The organism is Deinococcus radiotolerans, from assembly GCF_014647435.1.
In the GTDB taxonomy this organism is placed as follows: Bacteria; Deinococcota; Deinococci; order Deinococcales; family Deinococcaceae; genus Deinococcus; species Deinococcus radiotolerans.
The window spans coordinates 190,786-204,558 of record NZ_BMPE01000002.1 but is presented as its reverse complement, the minus strand read 5'-3'; the positions used below and the strand labels follow the sequence as shown (position 1 = coordinate 204,558).

Genomic DNA, 13,773 nt, shown 5'->3' with positions numbered 1-13,773 from the left:
GGGCAACCCACACCCCCTCATGCACTCGCGCTACACTGCCGGAACATGAATGCCAAGGTGATTGTCGTCACGTCCGGGAAGGGGGGCGTGGGGAAAACCACGACCACCGCGAATATTGGAGCGGCCCTCGCGAAACTCGGCGAGAAGGTTGCTGTCATCGACGTGGACGTGGGTCTGCGCAACCTCGACGTGGTGATGGGCCTGGAATCCCGCGTGGTGTTCGACCTGGTGGACGTGCTGGAAGGCAAGTGCCGCATGAGTCAGGCGCTGATCCGCGACAAGCGCGTGGAGAACCTGTTCCTGCTGCCGGCCAGTCAGACGCGCGACAAGGACGCGCTGGATCCCGAGGTGTTCAAGACGGTCGTGCGCGACCTCGTGGAAAACGAGGGGTTCACGCGGATCCTGATCGACTCCCCGGCGGGGATCGAGTCGGGCTTCAAGACGGCCGCCGCGCCCGCCGAGGGGGCGCTGGTCGTGGTGAACCCCGAGGTGTCGAGCGTGCGTGACGCGGACCGCATCATCGGGCTGCTGGAGGCGCAGCAGGTCAGTGAGATCCGGCTGGTGATCAACCGCCTGCGCCCGAAGATGGTCGCCAGTGGGAACATGCTGTCCGAGGCGGACATTCTGGACATTCTGGGTGTGAAGCCGATCGGGATCATCCCGGAGGACGAGGGGATCATCGTGAGCACGAACGTCGGTGAGCCGGCCGTACTGGGCAAGACGAAGGCGGGAGAGGCGTTCATGGCGACCGCGCGCCGCCTGAAGGGCGAGGACGTGCCGTACCCGAAGTTCGAGGAGGACCGGGGTTTCCTGGCGGCGCTGCGCCGACTGTTCGGGGGGGCGTGACGTGTTCTCCTGGATGAAGCGTGGGCGGACGAAGGAGACGCTGAAAGACCGCCTGGAGCTGGTTCTGGCGTACGACCGGGCGCAGATTCCGCCCGGGAAGGTGGACGCGCTGCGCAACGATCTGCTGGAGGTCGTCAAGCGGTACTTCCCGGCCGGCAACAGCAGCGTGGAGGTTGAGCAGCGGGGCGATATGGTCGTGCTGATGGCGAACATTCCGCTGGATGAGCCGCCCGTCGGTGGTGGCCGAGCCCGCTGAGCGGCGGTTGAGGAAGGGGCAGGTGTCCGCGGGCGCGGCGCCTGCCTTTTGCGCCGTCTGAACGCACCGTTCAGTTGAACCCGAACCTGAAAACTGCCTGCTGGCTTATTTCGTAATTGAGCGGATTCGCTGACGTGAGTGTTCTGCACTGGGCCCGGTGGGTTCCGTGAACTGGCATCTGCGGCGTGCCTCTTCCCCACCCTGCGTGGGCAGGAACCCAACAGGACATGGCGTCGTTCGCACTGCACGCCCGGGGCAGGTGCGTCCTGCTGGCTGAACGTGGCGTCCAGCCCGATTCATCCAGGGCTAGCTGCGTCAGGCGACGCATGAACACGGATCTCAGCGGGAAGATGAGGCTCGTGATTGGCACAAGCCGGGGCGCGGCGCAGGATCCACAGCAGGGGGCGCCACGCTGGTCCTCACCGAACGCACCTGGAGCAGTCGAGTGCCGAGTCGCCGCAGTGCCTGAGGTCGCCCCAGCCGGCACGCGCCGGAAGCTCCTTTCTCGTGCATCCCCTGGTCTGCCGCTGGATGAGGGACGGGCGCGGGATTCTTAGGATTTTCTGGTCACTTGCGCCTACGCTGGAGGGCGTGACCTGCGCCCGGAGTTCTGCATGAAGTACGACCTGCGTTTCCCCATCATTATCGCGCTGCTCCTCGTGGCTGGCCTGATGACCGTGAGTACGGCGGCCCTGTCGCCCCGCGCCTCGGAGGGCATCTTCGTGAAGCAGGTGCTGGGCGTGGTGCTGGCTGCCGTGCCGCTGGGCGTGCTGTGGTGGGCGGGCCGCGACCGCATCTACCGGTTCGCGCCGCACCTGTTCGGGCTGGCGCTGCTGCTTCAGGCGAGCACGTTCGTGATCGGGAAGGAAGTGAACGGGCAGAAGAACTGGATCATGCTGGGCCCGGTGCAGTTTCAGCCGCTGGAACTGATGAAATTGGCCCTGATCCTGATGCTGGCGGTGGTGTTGCGGGAGGGATTCCGGGGTTGGTCCACGTACGCGCGGGCGCTGGCGGTGTTCGCGCCGGCGGCGGCGCTGGTGATCGTGAACGATTTCGGTGGGGCGATGGTGCTGAGCGTGATGTTCGGCGTGATGCTTCTCGCGGCGCGCATGCCGTGGTGGCACGCGGCGCTGGCGATGCTGGCGGTGAGTGTGGCGGTCCCGACCGTGCTGTTCCCGCATCTGGAACCGTACCAGCAGAAGCGGCTGACGATCTTCGTGAATCCGTACGAGGATCCGCGTGGCGCGGGGTATCAGGTGATTCAGAGTGTCATCGCGGTCGGGTCGGGCGGCGTGGAGGGCAAGGGGTACAAGCAGGGCAGCCAGTCGCACAACGGCTTCCTGCCCGAGGCGCACACGGACTTTGCGTTCAGCACCTGGGCGGAGGAGCAGGGGCTGGTGGGCGCGCTGGGTGTGCTGGTGCTGTATGGGGCTCTGTTCTGGGGGCTGGCGGGTATGGCGGCGCAGTCGCCCCGACTTCAGGATCAGGTGCTGTTCGCGGGCATTCTGGGTCAGATCGGCTTTCAGGTGGTGGAGAACATCGGTGCGGCCCTGAGCGTGCTGCCGCTGACTGGGATCACGCTGCCGCTGATCAGTTACGGGCTGAGCAGTCTGGTGTCGACGCTGACGACGCTGGGCGTGGCGTACGTGGTGTACCGCGACCGGTTCGACGGCCAGATCTGACCGGATGAGGCTCGCGCGGCCATCCCTTTGTCCAGCGCGTGAGCCCGCCGGGGTGACGGCCATCGGCCCGGGTCAGGGTGCCGCTTCGCCTTGAAAAGTTGGGGGTATGCCTCCCCCACGGTCCGGCCTGGGGGTGCGGCCCGAACGGCCTCGGGGCGCGCTGCGTGGGCCTTCTTCTGAGTAGCGGGTACCGGTCGCCTGAGTGGCCCGTGGGCGCGCTGGCGTGCGGTCCGTCATGCTGCTGTGAGAGCGCCGGAGGCCCAATGGCAGCATGAGGCCGCAGCCTGTGCCGAATCGTCTGGCGCCGCACCGCGACGCGGTGAAGTTCTGGGTGCTGCTGATGTTCTTTACGGGCGGACTGGTGCTGTCCGTTGTGGGCCTGCTGCTCCCGGCGGGGACCGGGTTCGCTCCGGCGGCCGGGTGGGCGCTGCTGCTGGGGAACGCGGCCGGGAGCGTGCTGGCGCTGGGTCTGCTGGGCGCCAGTCGGCGCGGGCTGCCGCTGAGCCGGGTGGATCTGGTGTTCCTGCTGCTGGCGCAGGCGTGCAGTCTGGGCGGGACGCTTGGGGAGACGTGGCGGTTCGGCACGCAGTTTTCCAGCATGACGCAGCTGTGGGTGACGGTATTCGCCGCGGGGTTCCTGCCCAGACGCCTGGTGTGGGTGCAGCAGGTCGTGGGCGTCGTGTGCATCACGCTGGTGGTCCGGGCGGGCGCGCAATACAGCGGGCACGCGCCGTACCTGTGGCTGGTGGAGGTCCTGGTCACGGTCCTGCCGGTGCTGCTGACCGGGGTGGCCGTGGCGTACTTCCGGGGGGTGGCGGAGCGGGAGGCGCAGGCGCTGGTGCTGGCGGGCCGGACTGATCCCCTGACGGGGCTGGGGAACCGCCGCGCCCTGTTTGATCTGTTCGGCGCGCCGCGTCCGCTTGAGGCCGGGTTCACGGGGCTGGTGATGCTAGACCTGGATCACTTCAAGGCGGTGAATGACCGGTACGGGCACGCGGGAGGCGACCGGGTGCTGCAGGTGCTGGCAGAGGTCCTGCGGGCACAGGCGGCGCCGGGTGATCTGCTGACCCGGCACGGTGGGGAGGAGTTCGTGTGGGTGACGGCCGCACCAGATGAGCAGACGCTGCTGGCGCGGGTAGATGCAGCGCGGCAGGCATTTTCCCGGCGGCCTGATGCGCTGGGGGTGACGGTCAGTGCTGGGGTGGCGCTGGCGTCGTCGCGGGCGCCTGATCCGCTGCCGACGCTGCTGCGCCGCGCAGATGAGGCCCTGTACGCCGCGAAGTCCGCGGGCCGTGACCAGACGCGGCTGGCCTCCTGAATGGGACTGCGGCAGCCTCTGATGACCTCTGGAGGCGTGCCGGGCGCAGGGTTTTCACATCCCAGAGGCACTGTGATGAGGCTTCCTTTATGAAATGTCCATCTGACTTGCCGCGAATGCTTTAAGAGATAAAGTGTCGCGCATGGAATACCGGAACCTCGGCAGGAGTGGTCTGAAGGTCAGCGAAGTCGCCCTGGGCGGCTGGGAGACCTACGGCATCAACCAGGACGCCTCGGCCATGGTGCGCGAGATTGTCACCGCCGCGTACGACGGCGGCGTGAACTTCTTCGATCAGGCGGACATCTACGCCAAGGGCCGCAGCGAAGAACTCATGGGCGCCGCCCTGAAGGAATTCCCGCGCCACACGCTGGTCATCAGCTCCAAGGTCTACTGGCCCATGAGTGACGACGTGAACGACCGTGGCCTGAGCCGCAAGCACGTCCTGCACAGCATTGATGGGAGCCTCAAGCGCCTGGGCACCGATCACCTCGACATCTACTTCGCGCACCGCTACGACCCGGACGTCCCCATGGAGGAAATCGTCATGGCCTTCGATCAGGTCATCCGGGACGGCAAGGCCCTGTACTGGGGCACGAGCATGTGGCCCGCGGCGCGCATCGCGCAGGCGGTCGAGTTCGCCAGGGCCAACGGCCTGCACGCCCCGGTCACCGAGCAGCCCGAGTACTCCATGATCCGCCGCGACCGCGTGGAGCAGGAGATCCTGCCCTACACCGAGAGCGCAGGCGTGGGCCTGGTCGTCTGGAGTCCCCTGGCGATGGGCCTCCTGACCGGCAAGTACGACGCGGGCAAACCCGAAGGCGCGCGCCTGACTGAGAAGGAGAACTGGGGCAAGAACTTCCTGACCGAGGAGAACATCCAGAAGGTCCGTGACCTCAAACCCATCGCGGACGAGCTGGGCATCACCCGCGCGCAGCTGGCCCTGGCGTGGCTTCTGCGTCAGAAGGGCGTGAGCAGCGTCATCACGGGCGCCACGAAAGTGCAGCAGATCGAGGACACCGTCAAGGCGGCGGGCGTGCGCCTGAGCAGCGACGCCGTGGAGCAGATCGAGACCATCCTCAAGCGCTGAATCCGGCCAGGGCGCGGGAGAGGCCACCGCCTCTCCCGCGCCCTGTTGTCTGTTCGGTTGTCTGTTCGCTTCAGGCGCGCAGCTGGCCCGGCGTGACCGGTTCGCGTAGCAGCCGGGCGTAGGCGTCGGCGCCGCCCCGCTCAAGTTCCGCTTCCACGAGGTCCCCGCCGACCGCGTACGTGAAGATGTACGCCCGGAAGTTCGGGTTCTGAATGAACCGCAGGGACTGCGCGGCGCGGGCCTCGCTGGCCAGGGCGTAGGTGCGCAGGAAGTCCAGCACCTCGGCTTCGGGGGCGTGGTCGGCGTGCAGGCGCATGGCGGCCTCGCCGCTCACGCCGGACAGGGCCTTCTTGATGCGGCTGGCGGCCAGGAACGTGCGGATGTCGTCCGGGTCGATGCCGGCCAGCTGGGCGAGGTCCCCGGTGAGCCAGGTTTCCAGTTCCGCTCGGGTCATGACGGCGCGCAGGGCGTTCACGGCGATCCCCTCGGAGACGACGCATTCGGGCGCGTTGATGAGCTGGATGCTGTGCTCCTGCCAGCCGCGGCCGCGCACCAGCCCCGCTTCCTTGGTGGCGTGCTCGGTGTGGTGCCCGGGGTAGCCCTCATGCGCCATCAGGTCGGGCAGGGCGGGCAGCAGGACCGGGAGGTCCGTGTTGATGTCAATGCGGCTCCGGAGGTTGCCCAGCGGCCAGTTGTATCCGCTCCAGGGCTTGTCGGTGACCAGTTCGATGCTGAAATCCTCGCCGTCCGGCAGGCCGAAACGCCCGGCCACGCGCCCCCGCAGTTCACTCAGGATCGGCTGGGCCACGCGCAGGATGTCCTCACGCGGCACGGCCAGCCGGGCGCGCAGGGCCTCCTCCCGCTCGGGCAGCGTGCCGGTGCCGGGCAGCGCGGCGTCCAGTTCGGCCAGCGCGGCGTCCAGGGCCCTCAGGTCGGCGCGGCGCGGCTCGATGTCGTACAGGCCCCGCACCTCCTCGGCGTACGGGAGGGTCTCGCCGGACAGCAGGCGGGTCATGGTGTGCATGGCGCGCACCTGCACGTCCAGCCACGCGCGCCGTTCCGGTTCGGGTACGCCCGCCACGTCGTTCAGGAGGACCTGCGCCTCCTCGCGCAGCGCCTGCGGGTCGCGCTGCTCACGCGCGGCCCACGCCTGCGGGCCGCCGTACCCGTCAATGAAGCCTTCCGAGTGCGCGTCAATGGCGTGGGCCAGCCGCACGTAGCGTTCTGCAATGTCGCTCATGCCCCGGAGGATAGGCCCTGCGCGGGGTCCGGGTGGCGGGGCGCGTCCGGCATCGCGGGGCAGCAGGCCGTGCCCTCAGGGCAACGCGGCCCCGCCGCACCCGGTGGGCCGCGCTGAGCGGACAGGTCAGGGCCGCCCGAAGGGATTCAGGCCCAGGGTGGGCGCGCTGTCCAGGGCCTCGACGCCCGCGCTGAGCAGGTTGTCCTGGCCGCGGATCAGGTCGCGGGTGGCCGCCTCGCCCTGCGCGCGCACGACGTCCGGCGTGACACTCACGGGGTACGGCGTGCCGTCGGGCTTGGCGTAGTTCAGGATCGTCAGTTGCAGCGCGCCCTCGCCCAGCGGGAAGACGCGGGTGGCGGTGTTGCCCACCCCGGCCGTCTGCTCGCCCAGCACCGGGCCACGCCGGGCGTACTGGATCTCGAACGCGAAGAACTCGCTGCACGACGCGCTGCCCTCGTCCACCAGCACCGCGACCGGCCCGGTCCACAGGTTCGGCTGACGGACGCTGCCCGCGATGCGGCCGTCTTCCAGGCGGGTGCCGCGGCTGACGACCGTGCGGGCGTTCCCGTCGGGACTGCGGGCCAGGCGGGTCAGGCTGGGGACGAAGGCACTGACCGAACTGTCGCACTCGGCGAGGCTGCCGCCCGTGTTGCCGCGCAGGTCCACGATCACGCCGCGCGCCCCGCGGTCCTGCGCCTGCCCGACCAGGTCATGCACGCGCTGCGCGACCCCGCCGCCGGACAGGAAGGTGGGGATGCGGATCACGGCGGCCTCGCCGGACGCGGCGGGGACGAAGCTCAGGCGCGGCAGGTCCACGGTGCTGCTCTCCCGCGCGGTGATGGTGAGGGTCAGGGGCTGCTCGAGGCGCGTGGCGCCCAGCGTGATCGTGCGGCCCTGTTCGCGCGCGGCGCGCAGGTTCTCGTAGGTGTAGGGCTGCCCGTCAATGCTGAGCAGCACGTCCCCGCGCCGCAGGCCCGCGTCCTCGGCGGCGCTGCCGGGCACGACCTCGCTGACCACGCGGTTCTGGCCGTCCAGCGCGCTGAGTTTCACGCCGAATTGCAGTCGGCTGCCGCCGGTGGCGCTGGCGCGGAAGTCCCGGTAGTCCTCGGGCGTCTGGAAGAAGGAGTGCTCGTCGCCCAGCGCGGTCAGTTCCGCTTCCAGCACCGGGTACGCCTTCGCCTCGGCGCAGGTGTCCGGGGTGGGCGCGCACACGTTGTCAAGCCGGGTCTGGTACTCGCGGGTCAGGCCGGGGCGGTCCACGCTGGACAGCCCCCCGTACTCGTTCTGGATGAGCTGGTTGGCGCGGTTGAACAGGTCCTGCGCGGGCGACACGACGCCCTGCGCCAGGGCGGGCGCGAACCCGGCGCCCAGCAGCAGCGCCGTGAGGCCCGCCGTGCGCGCGGCGCGAAGGAAGGACAGGGCCGGCAGCGGGCGGTGTTGGGCGTTCATTGGTGCCCTCATTGTGCGCCGCGCGCATGGGAATTTGGTGGGCCGTGATTGCGACAGAAGTCACAGGATTCGCCCGCCAGGACGGCCAAATCCGCGCCCAAGACGCCAGGACTGTGCGGCGGGTCAGCGGACCGGGCGGCGCTGGTAGAGTTCCACGACCCGCCGCAGGAACTTCAGGCCCGGCACGAGGCTGCTGGCCTGCACCCACTCGTCGGTGCGGTGCGCGTTCCCGCCGCGGTACACCCCGGCGGCCAGGGCGGGCAGGCCATGCGGGACGGCGGCGTTCGCGTCGGTGCTGCTGCTCGCCATCCGCAGGTCAATGCGGCCCTCGCGGCTGGCGTCCCGCACGATCTCCAGCAGCGCGTCCCCGTGCAGGTCCCCGCCAGGTCGGTCCCCAACGCGTTCCAGGTGCAGTTTCACGCCCGCCTCGCGCGCCGCCGCGTGCAGGGCGGCCACGGCGCGGCGGTCCAGGTCGGCCAGGACCTCGCCGTCCAGGGACCGCAGGTCAAGGAGCAGGTCGGCCGTCCCGGCAATCGAGTTCACGCTGGTCCCGCCCGTGGCCACGCCGACATTCAGGGTGGTGCGCGGACTGGTGGGCAGGTGCAGCGCGTACAGGGCGCTGATCGCGCGGCCCAGAGCGTGCAGCGCGCTGGGTGCCTGATCCCCCCAGGAGTGCCCGCCCGGCCCGATGAACACCGCGCGGTAACGGCGCACGCCCACCGCGCGGGTCACGGCGATGCCCAGGTACCCGTCCACGGCCAGGAACGCGCCCAGCTGCGCGCGGTGCTGCCCCAGCAGGTGCTTGGCGCCGCGCAGGTCTCCCAGGCCCTCCTCGCCGACGTTCGCGGCGATCCAGAGGGGTCGGCGCAGGGCCAGGGGCCGCTCGCGCAGGTCGCGCAGCAGCGCCGTCATCACGGCCAGGCTGGCGCTGTTGTCCCCCACGCCGGGCCCGACCAGACGGCCGCCCTCCTCGCGGACGGTGACGTCCGTACCCTCGTCGAACACGGTATCCAGGTGCGAGGCGAGCAGCAGCGCCGGGAGGCCCTCGGTGTCGGGGGTGGCGAGGCGCGTCAGGACGTTGCCCACCTCGTCCCGCTCGACCGGGTAGCCCAGGCCAGTCCACAGGTCCGCGATCAGGTCCGCGCGCCGACCCTCATGGAAGGTCGGGGCGGGCGTCTGGGCGATCCGTTTGAGGTACGTCAGGGGCATTGCGCGCCATTGTACGTGCGCGCGCGCGGCCATGCAGCGCAGCCGCGCGCGCACAGCAGACGCCCCCACCGGTGCAGGCGGGGGCGCAGGGCACAGCTGGAGCGCGTGGGTCAGCGGCGCAGCATGCGGCTGCCGATCATGCCGGCCAGGCCCACCAGGCCCGCCTTGACCAGGGGGCTGCTGAGCATCCCGCCAGGCGCGAACGCCGCTTCCAGGGGACTCTTGCCGTCCTGCGCGGGGGCCTGCGCGGTGCGGGTGTAGGCGTCCACGAGGTCGTTGTCGTCGTCGTGACGCACCTGGGTGACGGGGTTGGCGGGGCTGCGCACAATCGCGTCGCCCATCTCGCGGCGCTGGTCGGGGCTCATGCCACCCACGTAATCCCGCAGGATCTGGTTGCGTTCGTCGGGGCTGGCCTGCTGCAGGTAATCCTGAATGTACGCGGCGGCTTCCTGGGGGCTGACCTGCCCGTCGCCGTTCGTGTCGCGCGGGTCGAGTCGGGCCATCTGCTCGTGACGGTCTTTCTGCTGGAAGAACATACGGGGACCTCCGGTTCAGGTGAGGGGCTTGGGGTTGTCGTCCGCCACGCTACGCCCCGCGCCGCCGGGCGGGCGTGAGTGGGGCCTTCAGCGCCGTTCATGGGTGGCCGGGCAGCGCGGGCGCTACAGTTGCAGGGGTATGCGGTCACTGGTCCTCATTGGTCACGGCTCTCACCTGAACAGCGACTCGGCGCGCGCCGTGTTCCGGTACGCGGACCTGCTGCGCGGCGCGGGCCTGTTCGACGAGGTGATCGAGGGCTACTGGAAAGAAGAGCCGTCCCTGCGGCAGGTGCTGCGCACGACCGCCAGCACCGACGTCACCGTGATCCCCATGTTCATCAGCGAGGGGTACTTCACCGAAACCGTGATCCCGCGTGAACTGGGCCTGGGGCACCAGGGCCCCGTGCCGCCCGAGGGGATCGCCCGCGTGATCGGGGGCCGCACAGTGCGGTACACCCTGCCATACGGGGTGCACCCGGCCATGACGGACGTGATCGTGGCCCGCGCCCGCGAGGTGCTCCCCGAACTCGGCGCGGACGGCCCGGCCGACGGCATCGAGACCGCGCTGATCGTGCTGGGGCACGGCACGACCCGTAACGAGAACAGCAGCCGGGTCATTCACGAGAACGCCGCGCGCTTGGCCGGTACGGGCCTGTTCAGCGAGGTGCACGCCCTGTTCCTGGATGAGGAGCCGCGCGTGAACGGCTGGCCGGACCGGGTGCGCGCCCCGCGCGTGGTGATCGTGCCGTTCTTCGCCTCGGAGGGCTGGCACACCCTAGAGACCATCCCGCAGGACCTGGGCCTGACCGGCCAGGTCACGGACTTCCCGGGCAACCCGCACGGGCCGCAGCAGGTGCTCTACGCGCGGCCCGTCGGGACGCACGCGGCCATCGCGGACGTGATCGTGCACCTGGCGGAGGAAGCGCGCGGCACGCTCGGACCCGGCGGGGACGCCGAGCGGGGCCACGAAGCCGCCTGGCAGGCGTTCCTGAGCCGCGCCCGCGCCGGCACCCGCATCGGGGAACTGCTGATCACGCCGGAACTGGGCGTGTTCGAGGTCCGCCACCAGCTGGATGAAGGCCGCCCCGGCGGGGACCTGATGACGCTGGTCACGCCGGAGGGCGTGCGGGACCAGGTGCGCGTCACGGACGGCGGCGAGCACCGACCGGTGCATACGCTGCGTAGCGTGCCGCGCGGCTGGCGGGCCGTGCTGAACGAGGCGGACCTGCGGCGCGCCGTGCACTACGCGTACCCGGCGATGGTCGAGGAAACGTACGCGCACAGCTGCCACGCGCTGCGCCCCACGCCCTGGGCGACCACCGCGCGGCGGCAGACGGGCATCTACGCGAAGGTGCAGCGCGCCGTGCCCGAACAGGTCGAGCGGGTCGCGACCCGCGTGTGCGGCGCCTGCCTGCGCACGCGCCTGTGGGCCGGGGAGCGGCTGACGCACTCGTTCCTGGACGGCGTGCCCGGCGGGATGCCCTGCGCGGAAGCCTGCACGTTCCTGGTGGCCGAGGTGCGCGAGGAAGTCGCGCGGAAGAAGGCGGCCGCTGCCAGCGACGACTGAGCCGCGCCCCGCCCTCCCCCGGTCCGGCCCGCTCGTCCAAGTCCTCTGAACACCTCCGCGTGCAGCTCATGCGGGGGTGTTACGCTGCGCAGCGGTGACCGCTTTCTCGCCCGGTCGGGCGCGGGGCGGGCATACATCTTTTCTTCCACCCGCGTCCCGTGAGACGCCCCGCACCCCCGCACCGGGAGCGGTAAGCCCGTCCGAGAGACGGCGATGGAGGCCTGCACATGCTCAGTTCTGCGACATTTCAGCGTCGCCCCGCCTGCCGGGGGACGCGTTTCCTACATTCCGGGGAGCGCGCGCTCCCCACGGAGGGCGTATGACCGGTAAAGGCGAACTGAAGTACGAGGGGAAAGCCAAGCGCGTCTACGCCACCCCCGACGCGAACGAGTACGTGGTGGAGTACAAGGACGACGCGACCGCCTTCAACGGCGTCAAGAAAGCCCAGATCGGCGGCAAGGGCGCGATCAACAACGCGATCACCGCGCACCTCTTCCCGAAGCTGGAAACGGCGGGCGTGCCCACCCACTTCATCCGGCAGCTGTCGGACACCGAGCAGCTCGTGCGGGCCGTGACGATCATCCCGGTGGAGGTCATCGTGCGCAACGTGGCCGCCGGGTCGTTCAGCAAACGCCTAGGCGTTGAGGAAGGCACCGAACTGTCCCGCCCGGTCGTGGAGTACTGCTACAAGAGCGACGCGCTGGGTGACCCCCTGATCAACACGGACACTGCCGTCGCGCTCGGCTGGGCCACCCCCGAGCAGCTGACGCGCATCCGTGAACTGGCGCTGAACGTGCAGTCGTTCCTCGTGCCGTACTTCGCCGCGCGCGGCGTGCGCCTCATTGACTTCAAGCTGGAATTCGGCACCCTCGCGGACGGCACGGTCGTCCTGGCCGACGAGATCAGCCCCGACACCTGCCGCTTCTGGGACGCCCAGACGAACGAGAAGATGGACAAGGACCGCTTCCGCCGCGACCTCGGCGGCGTGGAAGACGCCTATGCCGAGATGCTCCGGCGCGTGACCGCGCCTGCCCGTTGATGGTCGACAGTTGACAGGTCGCAACGCCGATCCGTCCGCCCTTCCTCTCAACCATCACCCATTAACCACCTGCCCTCCGAAGGAGCCCCACCATGTCCACCTTTAAAGCGAAAGTGTTCGTGACCCTGAAGCCCAGCATTCTCGACCCGCAGGGCCGCACCGTGGAGCGGGCGCTGTCGCACCTCGATCACGGGAACGTGAGTGGCGTGCGCGTCGGGAAGTACATCGAACTGACCCTCTCGGGCAGCCGCGCGGAAGTGGAGGCGCAGCTGAAGGACATCACGGAGAACGTGCTCTCGAACCCCGTGATGGAGGACGCCCGCTGGGAACTGAGCGAGGAGCTGGTCGGGGCGTGAAGACGGCCGTCATCCAGTTTCCCGGCAGCAACTGCGACGGCGACGCGCTGCACGCCGCGCAGCTGCTCCTTGATGAGCGCGCGCAGTTCGTGTGGCACACCGAGGCGGGGCTGCCGCAGGGGACGGAGCTGGTGTTCCTGCCCGGCGGCTTCAGTTACGGCGATCACCTGCGCAGCGGCGCGATTGCCGCGCGCAGCCCGATCATGCAGGCCGTCAAGGCGCACGCCGAACGCGGCGGGTTCGTGCTGGGCGTCTGCAACGGCTTCCAGGTGCTGACCGAGTCCGGCCTGCTGCCCGGCGCGCTGAGTCGCAACCGCGACCTGCACTTCCTGTGCCGCCCCGTTCACCTGCGCGTGGAGAACACCGGCACGGCGTTCACCGGCGCGTACACGAAGGGGCAGGTCATCGAGGTGCCCATCGCGCACGGTGAGGGCAACTACTACGCCGACCCCGAGACGGTCGCGCGGCTGGAGGGCGAGGGGCAGGTCGTGTTCCGCTACGTGGACAACCCCAACGGCAGCCTGAACGACATCGCCGGGATCGTCAGCGAACGCGGGAACGTGCTGGGCATGATGCCCCACCCCGAGCGTGCCGTGGAGGCCCTGCTGGGCAGCGAGGACGGCCGCGGTCTGTTCGACAGCCTGAAGGGCGCGCTGGTGTCCCGGTGACCCCCCCATCGCCCGGCGCGGTGACGGCCTACCTGGCCGAGCAGTTCTGCAGCGAACTGGAGCTGTTCCGCGCCGCGCTGGAGCAGGCGCCGGGCGACGCCTTCCACACGCCCCGGATGGGCCACAGCCCCGCGTGGCACGCCCTGCACATCGCCGAGTGGCTGCGCCTGATGGTCCTGGACGACCGCACGCCGAACTACCACCACCTCGGGTGGGAGGACAACGCCCGCGTGCAGGCGCTGGGCACCCAGCCCGCGCCCGTCGGCGAGAGCGACCCTAAGGGGCGCATCCTGGCCGCGCTGGATGACACCGGCACGCAGGTCGTCGCGTGGCTGGAACAGGCCGACGACAGCGCTCTGGACGGCGAGGTCTTCAGCGCCGCCACGCCCAGCGGCACCCGCCCCCGCCGCCTCGCCCTCGGCATGCAGCTGCGCCACGTCGGCTACCACCGCGGCCAGCTGAACCTGCTCCTCAAACCGCAGGGCTGACCCGCACCTCCTCTTCCCCACTCCCGATCCAT

General features: G+C 70.0%; 14 protein-coding genes. 10 read left to right on the top strand and 4 right to left on the bottom strand.

Features of this window, described 5'->3' with window-relative positions; translation table 11 throughout:
- Window positions 1–45 precede the first annotated feature (45 nt).
- From minD to IEY63_RS06870, 5 genes are all read left to right on the top strand, one after another.
- Window positions 46–846, top strand: a complete 801-nt coding sequence (minD, locus tag IEY63_RS06890) for a septum site-determining protein MinD (protein WP_189068266.1) — start codon at window positions 46–48, stop codon at window positions 844–846.
- A 1-nt stretch (window position 847) separates the two neighbouring features.
- On the top strand, window positions 848–1,102 hold the full coding sequence (gene minE / locus IEY63_RS06885) for a cell division topological specificity factor MinE (protein WP_189068265.1): 255 nt from the start codon (window positions 848–850) through the stop codon (window positions 1,100–1,102).
- A gap of 614 nt (window positions 1,103–1,716) precedes the next feature.
- Window positions 1,717–2,784 (top strand): FtsW/RodA/SpoVE family cell cycle protein, encoded by a 1,068-nt coding sequence (locus IEY63_RS06880; RefSeq protein WP_189068264.1) that lies wholly within the window; start codon window positions 1,717–1,719, stop codon window positions 2,782–2,784.
- 286 nt (window positions 2,785–3,070) lie between these two features.
- Window positions 3,071–4,102 carry a GGDEF domain-containing protein gene (locus tag IEY63_RS06875; protein ID WP_189068263.1) on the top strand — a complete coding sequence of 344 codons (1,032 nt, stop codon included), beginning with the start codon at window positions 3,071–3,073 and terminating at the stop codon, window positions 4,100–4,102.
- A gap of 142 nt (window positions 4,103–4,244) precedes the next feature.
- Window positions 4,245–5,189: an aldo/keto reductase family protein gene (locus IEY63_RS06870; RefSeq protein ID WP_189068262.1), complete on the top strand. Its 945-nt coding sequence runs from the start codon at window positions 4,245–4,247 to the stop codon at window positions 5,187–5,189.
- Window positions 5,190–5,259: 70 nt separating this feature from the next.
- Here the strand turns inward: IEY63_RS06870 and IEY63_RS06865 are convergent, their stop codons facing one another.
- The 4 genes from IEY63_RS06865 to IEY63_RS06850 all read right to left on the bottom strand — a co-directional run bounded on the left by IEY63_RS06865 (window position 5,260) and on the right by IEY63_RS06850 (window position 9,623).
- Window positions 5,260–6,429, bottom strand: coding sequence for a hypothetical protein (locus IEY63_RS06865; protein WP_189068261.1), 1,170 nt, complete (start codon window positions 6,427–6,429; stop codon window positions 5,260–5,262).
- Window positions 6,430–6,555: 126 nt separating this feature from the next.
- On the bottom strand, window positions 6,556–7,878 hold the full coding sequence (locus IEY63_RS06860) for a S41 family peptidase (protein ID WP_189068260.1): 1,323 nt from the start codon (window positions 7,876–7,878) through the stop codon (window positions 6,556–6,558).
- 123 nt (window positions 7,879–8,001) lie between these two features.
- Window positions 8,002–9,087 carry a M20/M25/M40 family metallo-hydrolase gene (locus IEY63_RS06855; protein ID WP_189068259.1) on the bottom strand — a complete coding sequence of 362 codons (1,086 nt, stop codon included), beginning with the start codon at window positions 9,085–9,087 and terminating at the stop codon, window positions 8,002–8,004.
- A 110-nt stretch (window positions 9,088–9,197) separates the two neighbouring features.
- The gene (locus tag IEY63_RS06850) at window positions 9,198–9,623 is read right to left on the bottom strand and encodes a hypothetical protein (RefSeq protein WP_189068258.1); all 426 of its coding nucleotides are present in this window, start codon (window positions 9,621–9,623) and stop codon (window positions 9,198–9,200) included.
- A gap of 103 nt (window positions 9,624–9,726) precedes the next feature.
- On the opposite strand from IEY63_RS06850, the gene IEY63_RS06845 reads away from it, so the two are divergent.
- The 5 genes from IEY63_RS06845 to IEY63_RS06825 all read left to right on the top strand — a co-directional run bounded on the left by IEY63_RS06845 (window position 9,727) and on the right by IEY63_RS06825 (window position 13,741).
- The gene (locus tag IEY63_RS06845) at window positions 9,727–11,190 is read left to right on the top strand and encodes a CbiX/SirB N-terminal domain-containing protein (RefSeq protein WP_268239649.1); all 1,464 of its coding nucleotides are present in this window, start codon (window positions 9,727–9,729) and stop codon (window positions 11,188–11,190) included.
- 319 nt (window positions 11,191–11,509) lie between these two features.
- Window positions 11,510–12,229 carry a phosphoribosylaminoimidazolesuccinocarboxamide synthase gene (gene purC / locus IEY63_RS06840; RefSeq protein WP_189068256.1) on the top strand — a complete coding sequence of 240 codons (720 nt, stop codon included), beginning with the start codon at window positions 11,510–11,512 and terminating at the stop codon, window positions 12,227–12,229.
- Between the two features lie 92 nt (window positions 12,230–12,321).
- Window positions 12,322–12,585: a phosphoribosylformylglycinamidine synthase subunit PurS gene (gene purS, locus IEY63_RS06835; protein WP_046843969.1), complete on the top strand. Its 264-nt coding sequence runs from the start codon at window positions 12,322–12,324 to the stop codon at window positions 12,583–12,585.
- Window positions 12,582–13,253 (top strand): phosphoribosylformylglycinamidine synthase subunit PurQ, encoded by a 672-nt coding sequence (purQ, locus tag IEY63_RS06830; protein WP_189068255.1) that lies wholly within the window; start codon window positions 12,582–12,584, stop codon window positions 13,251–13,253. Before purS ends, purQ begins: the two co-directional genes overlap by 4 nt.
- The gene (locus IEY63_RS06825; RefSeq protein WP_189068254.1) at window positions 13,250–13,741 is read left to right on the top strand and encodes a DinB family protein; all 492 of its coding nucleotides are present in this window, start codon (window positions 13,250–13,252) and stop codon (window positions 13,739–13,741) included. The genes purQ and IEY63_RS06825 overlap by 4 nt, the downstream gene beginning before the upstream one ends.
- The last annotated feature ends 32 nt before the right edge of the window (window positions 13,742–13,773 follow it).

Coding starts and splice junctions, on each gene's coding strand:
- IEY63_RS06880 (WP_189068264.1), top strand. CDS start 1,717: ATGAAGTACGACCTGCGTTTCCCCATCATTATCGCGCTGCTCCTCGTG.
- IEY63_RS06850 (WP_189068258.1), bottom strand. CDS start 9,623: ATGTTCTTCCAGCAGAAAGACCGTCACGAGCAGATGGCCCGACTCGAC.
- IEY63_RS06860 (WP_189068260.1), bottom strand. CDS start 7,878: ATGAACGCCCAACACCGCCCGCTGCCGGCCCTGTCCTTCCTTCGCGCC.
- IEY63_RS06865 (WP_189068261.1), bottom strand. CDS start 6,429: ATGAGCGACATTGCAGAACGCTACGTGCGGCTGGCCCACGCCATTGAC.
- minD (WP_189068266.1), top strand. CDS start 46: ATGAATGCCAAGGTGATTGTCGTCACGTCCGGGAAGGGGGGCGTGGGG.
- IEY63_RS06855 (WP_189068259.1), bottom strand. CDS start 9,087: ATGCCCCTGACGTACCTCAAACGGATCGCCCAGACGCCCGCCCCGACC.
- purC (WP_189068256.1), top strand. CDS start 11,510: ATGACCGGTAAAGGCGAACTGAAGTACGAGGGGAAAGCCAAGCGCGTC.
- IEY63_RS06870 (WP_189068262.1), top strand. CDS start 4,245: ATGGAATACCGGAACCTCGGCAGGAGTGGTCTGAAGGTCAGCGAAGTC.
- purS (WP_046843969.1), top strand. CDS start 12,322: ATGTCCACCTTTAAAGCGAAAGTGTTCGTGACCCTGAAGCCCAGCATT.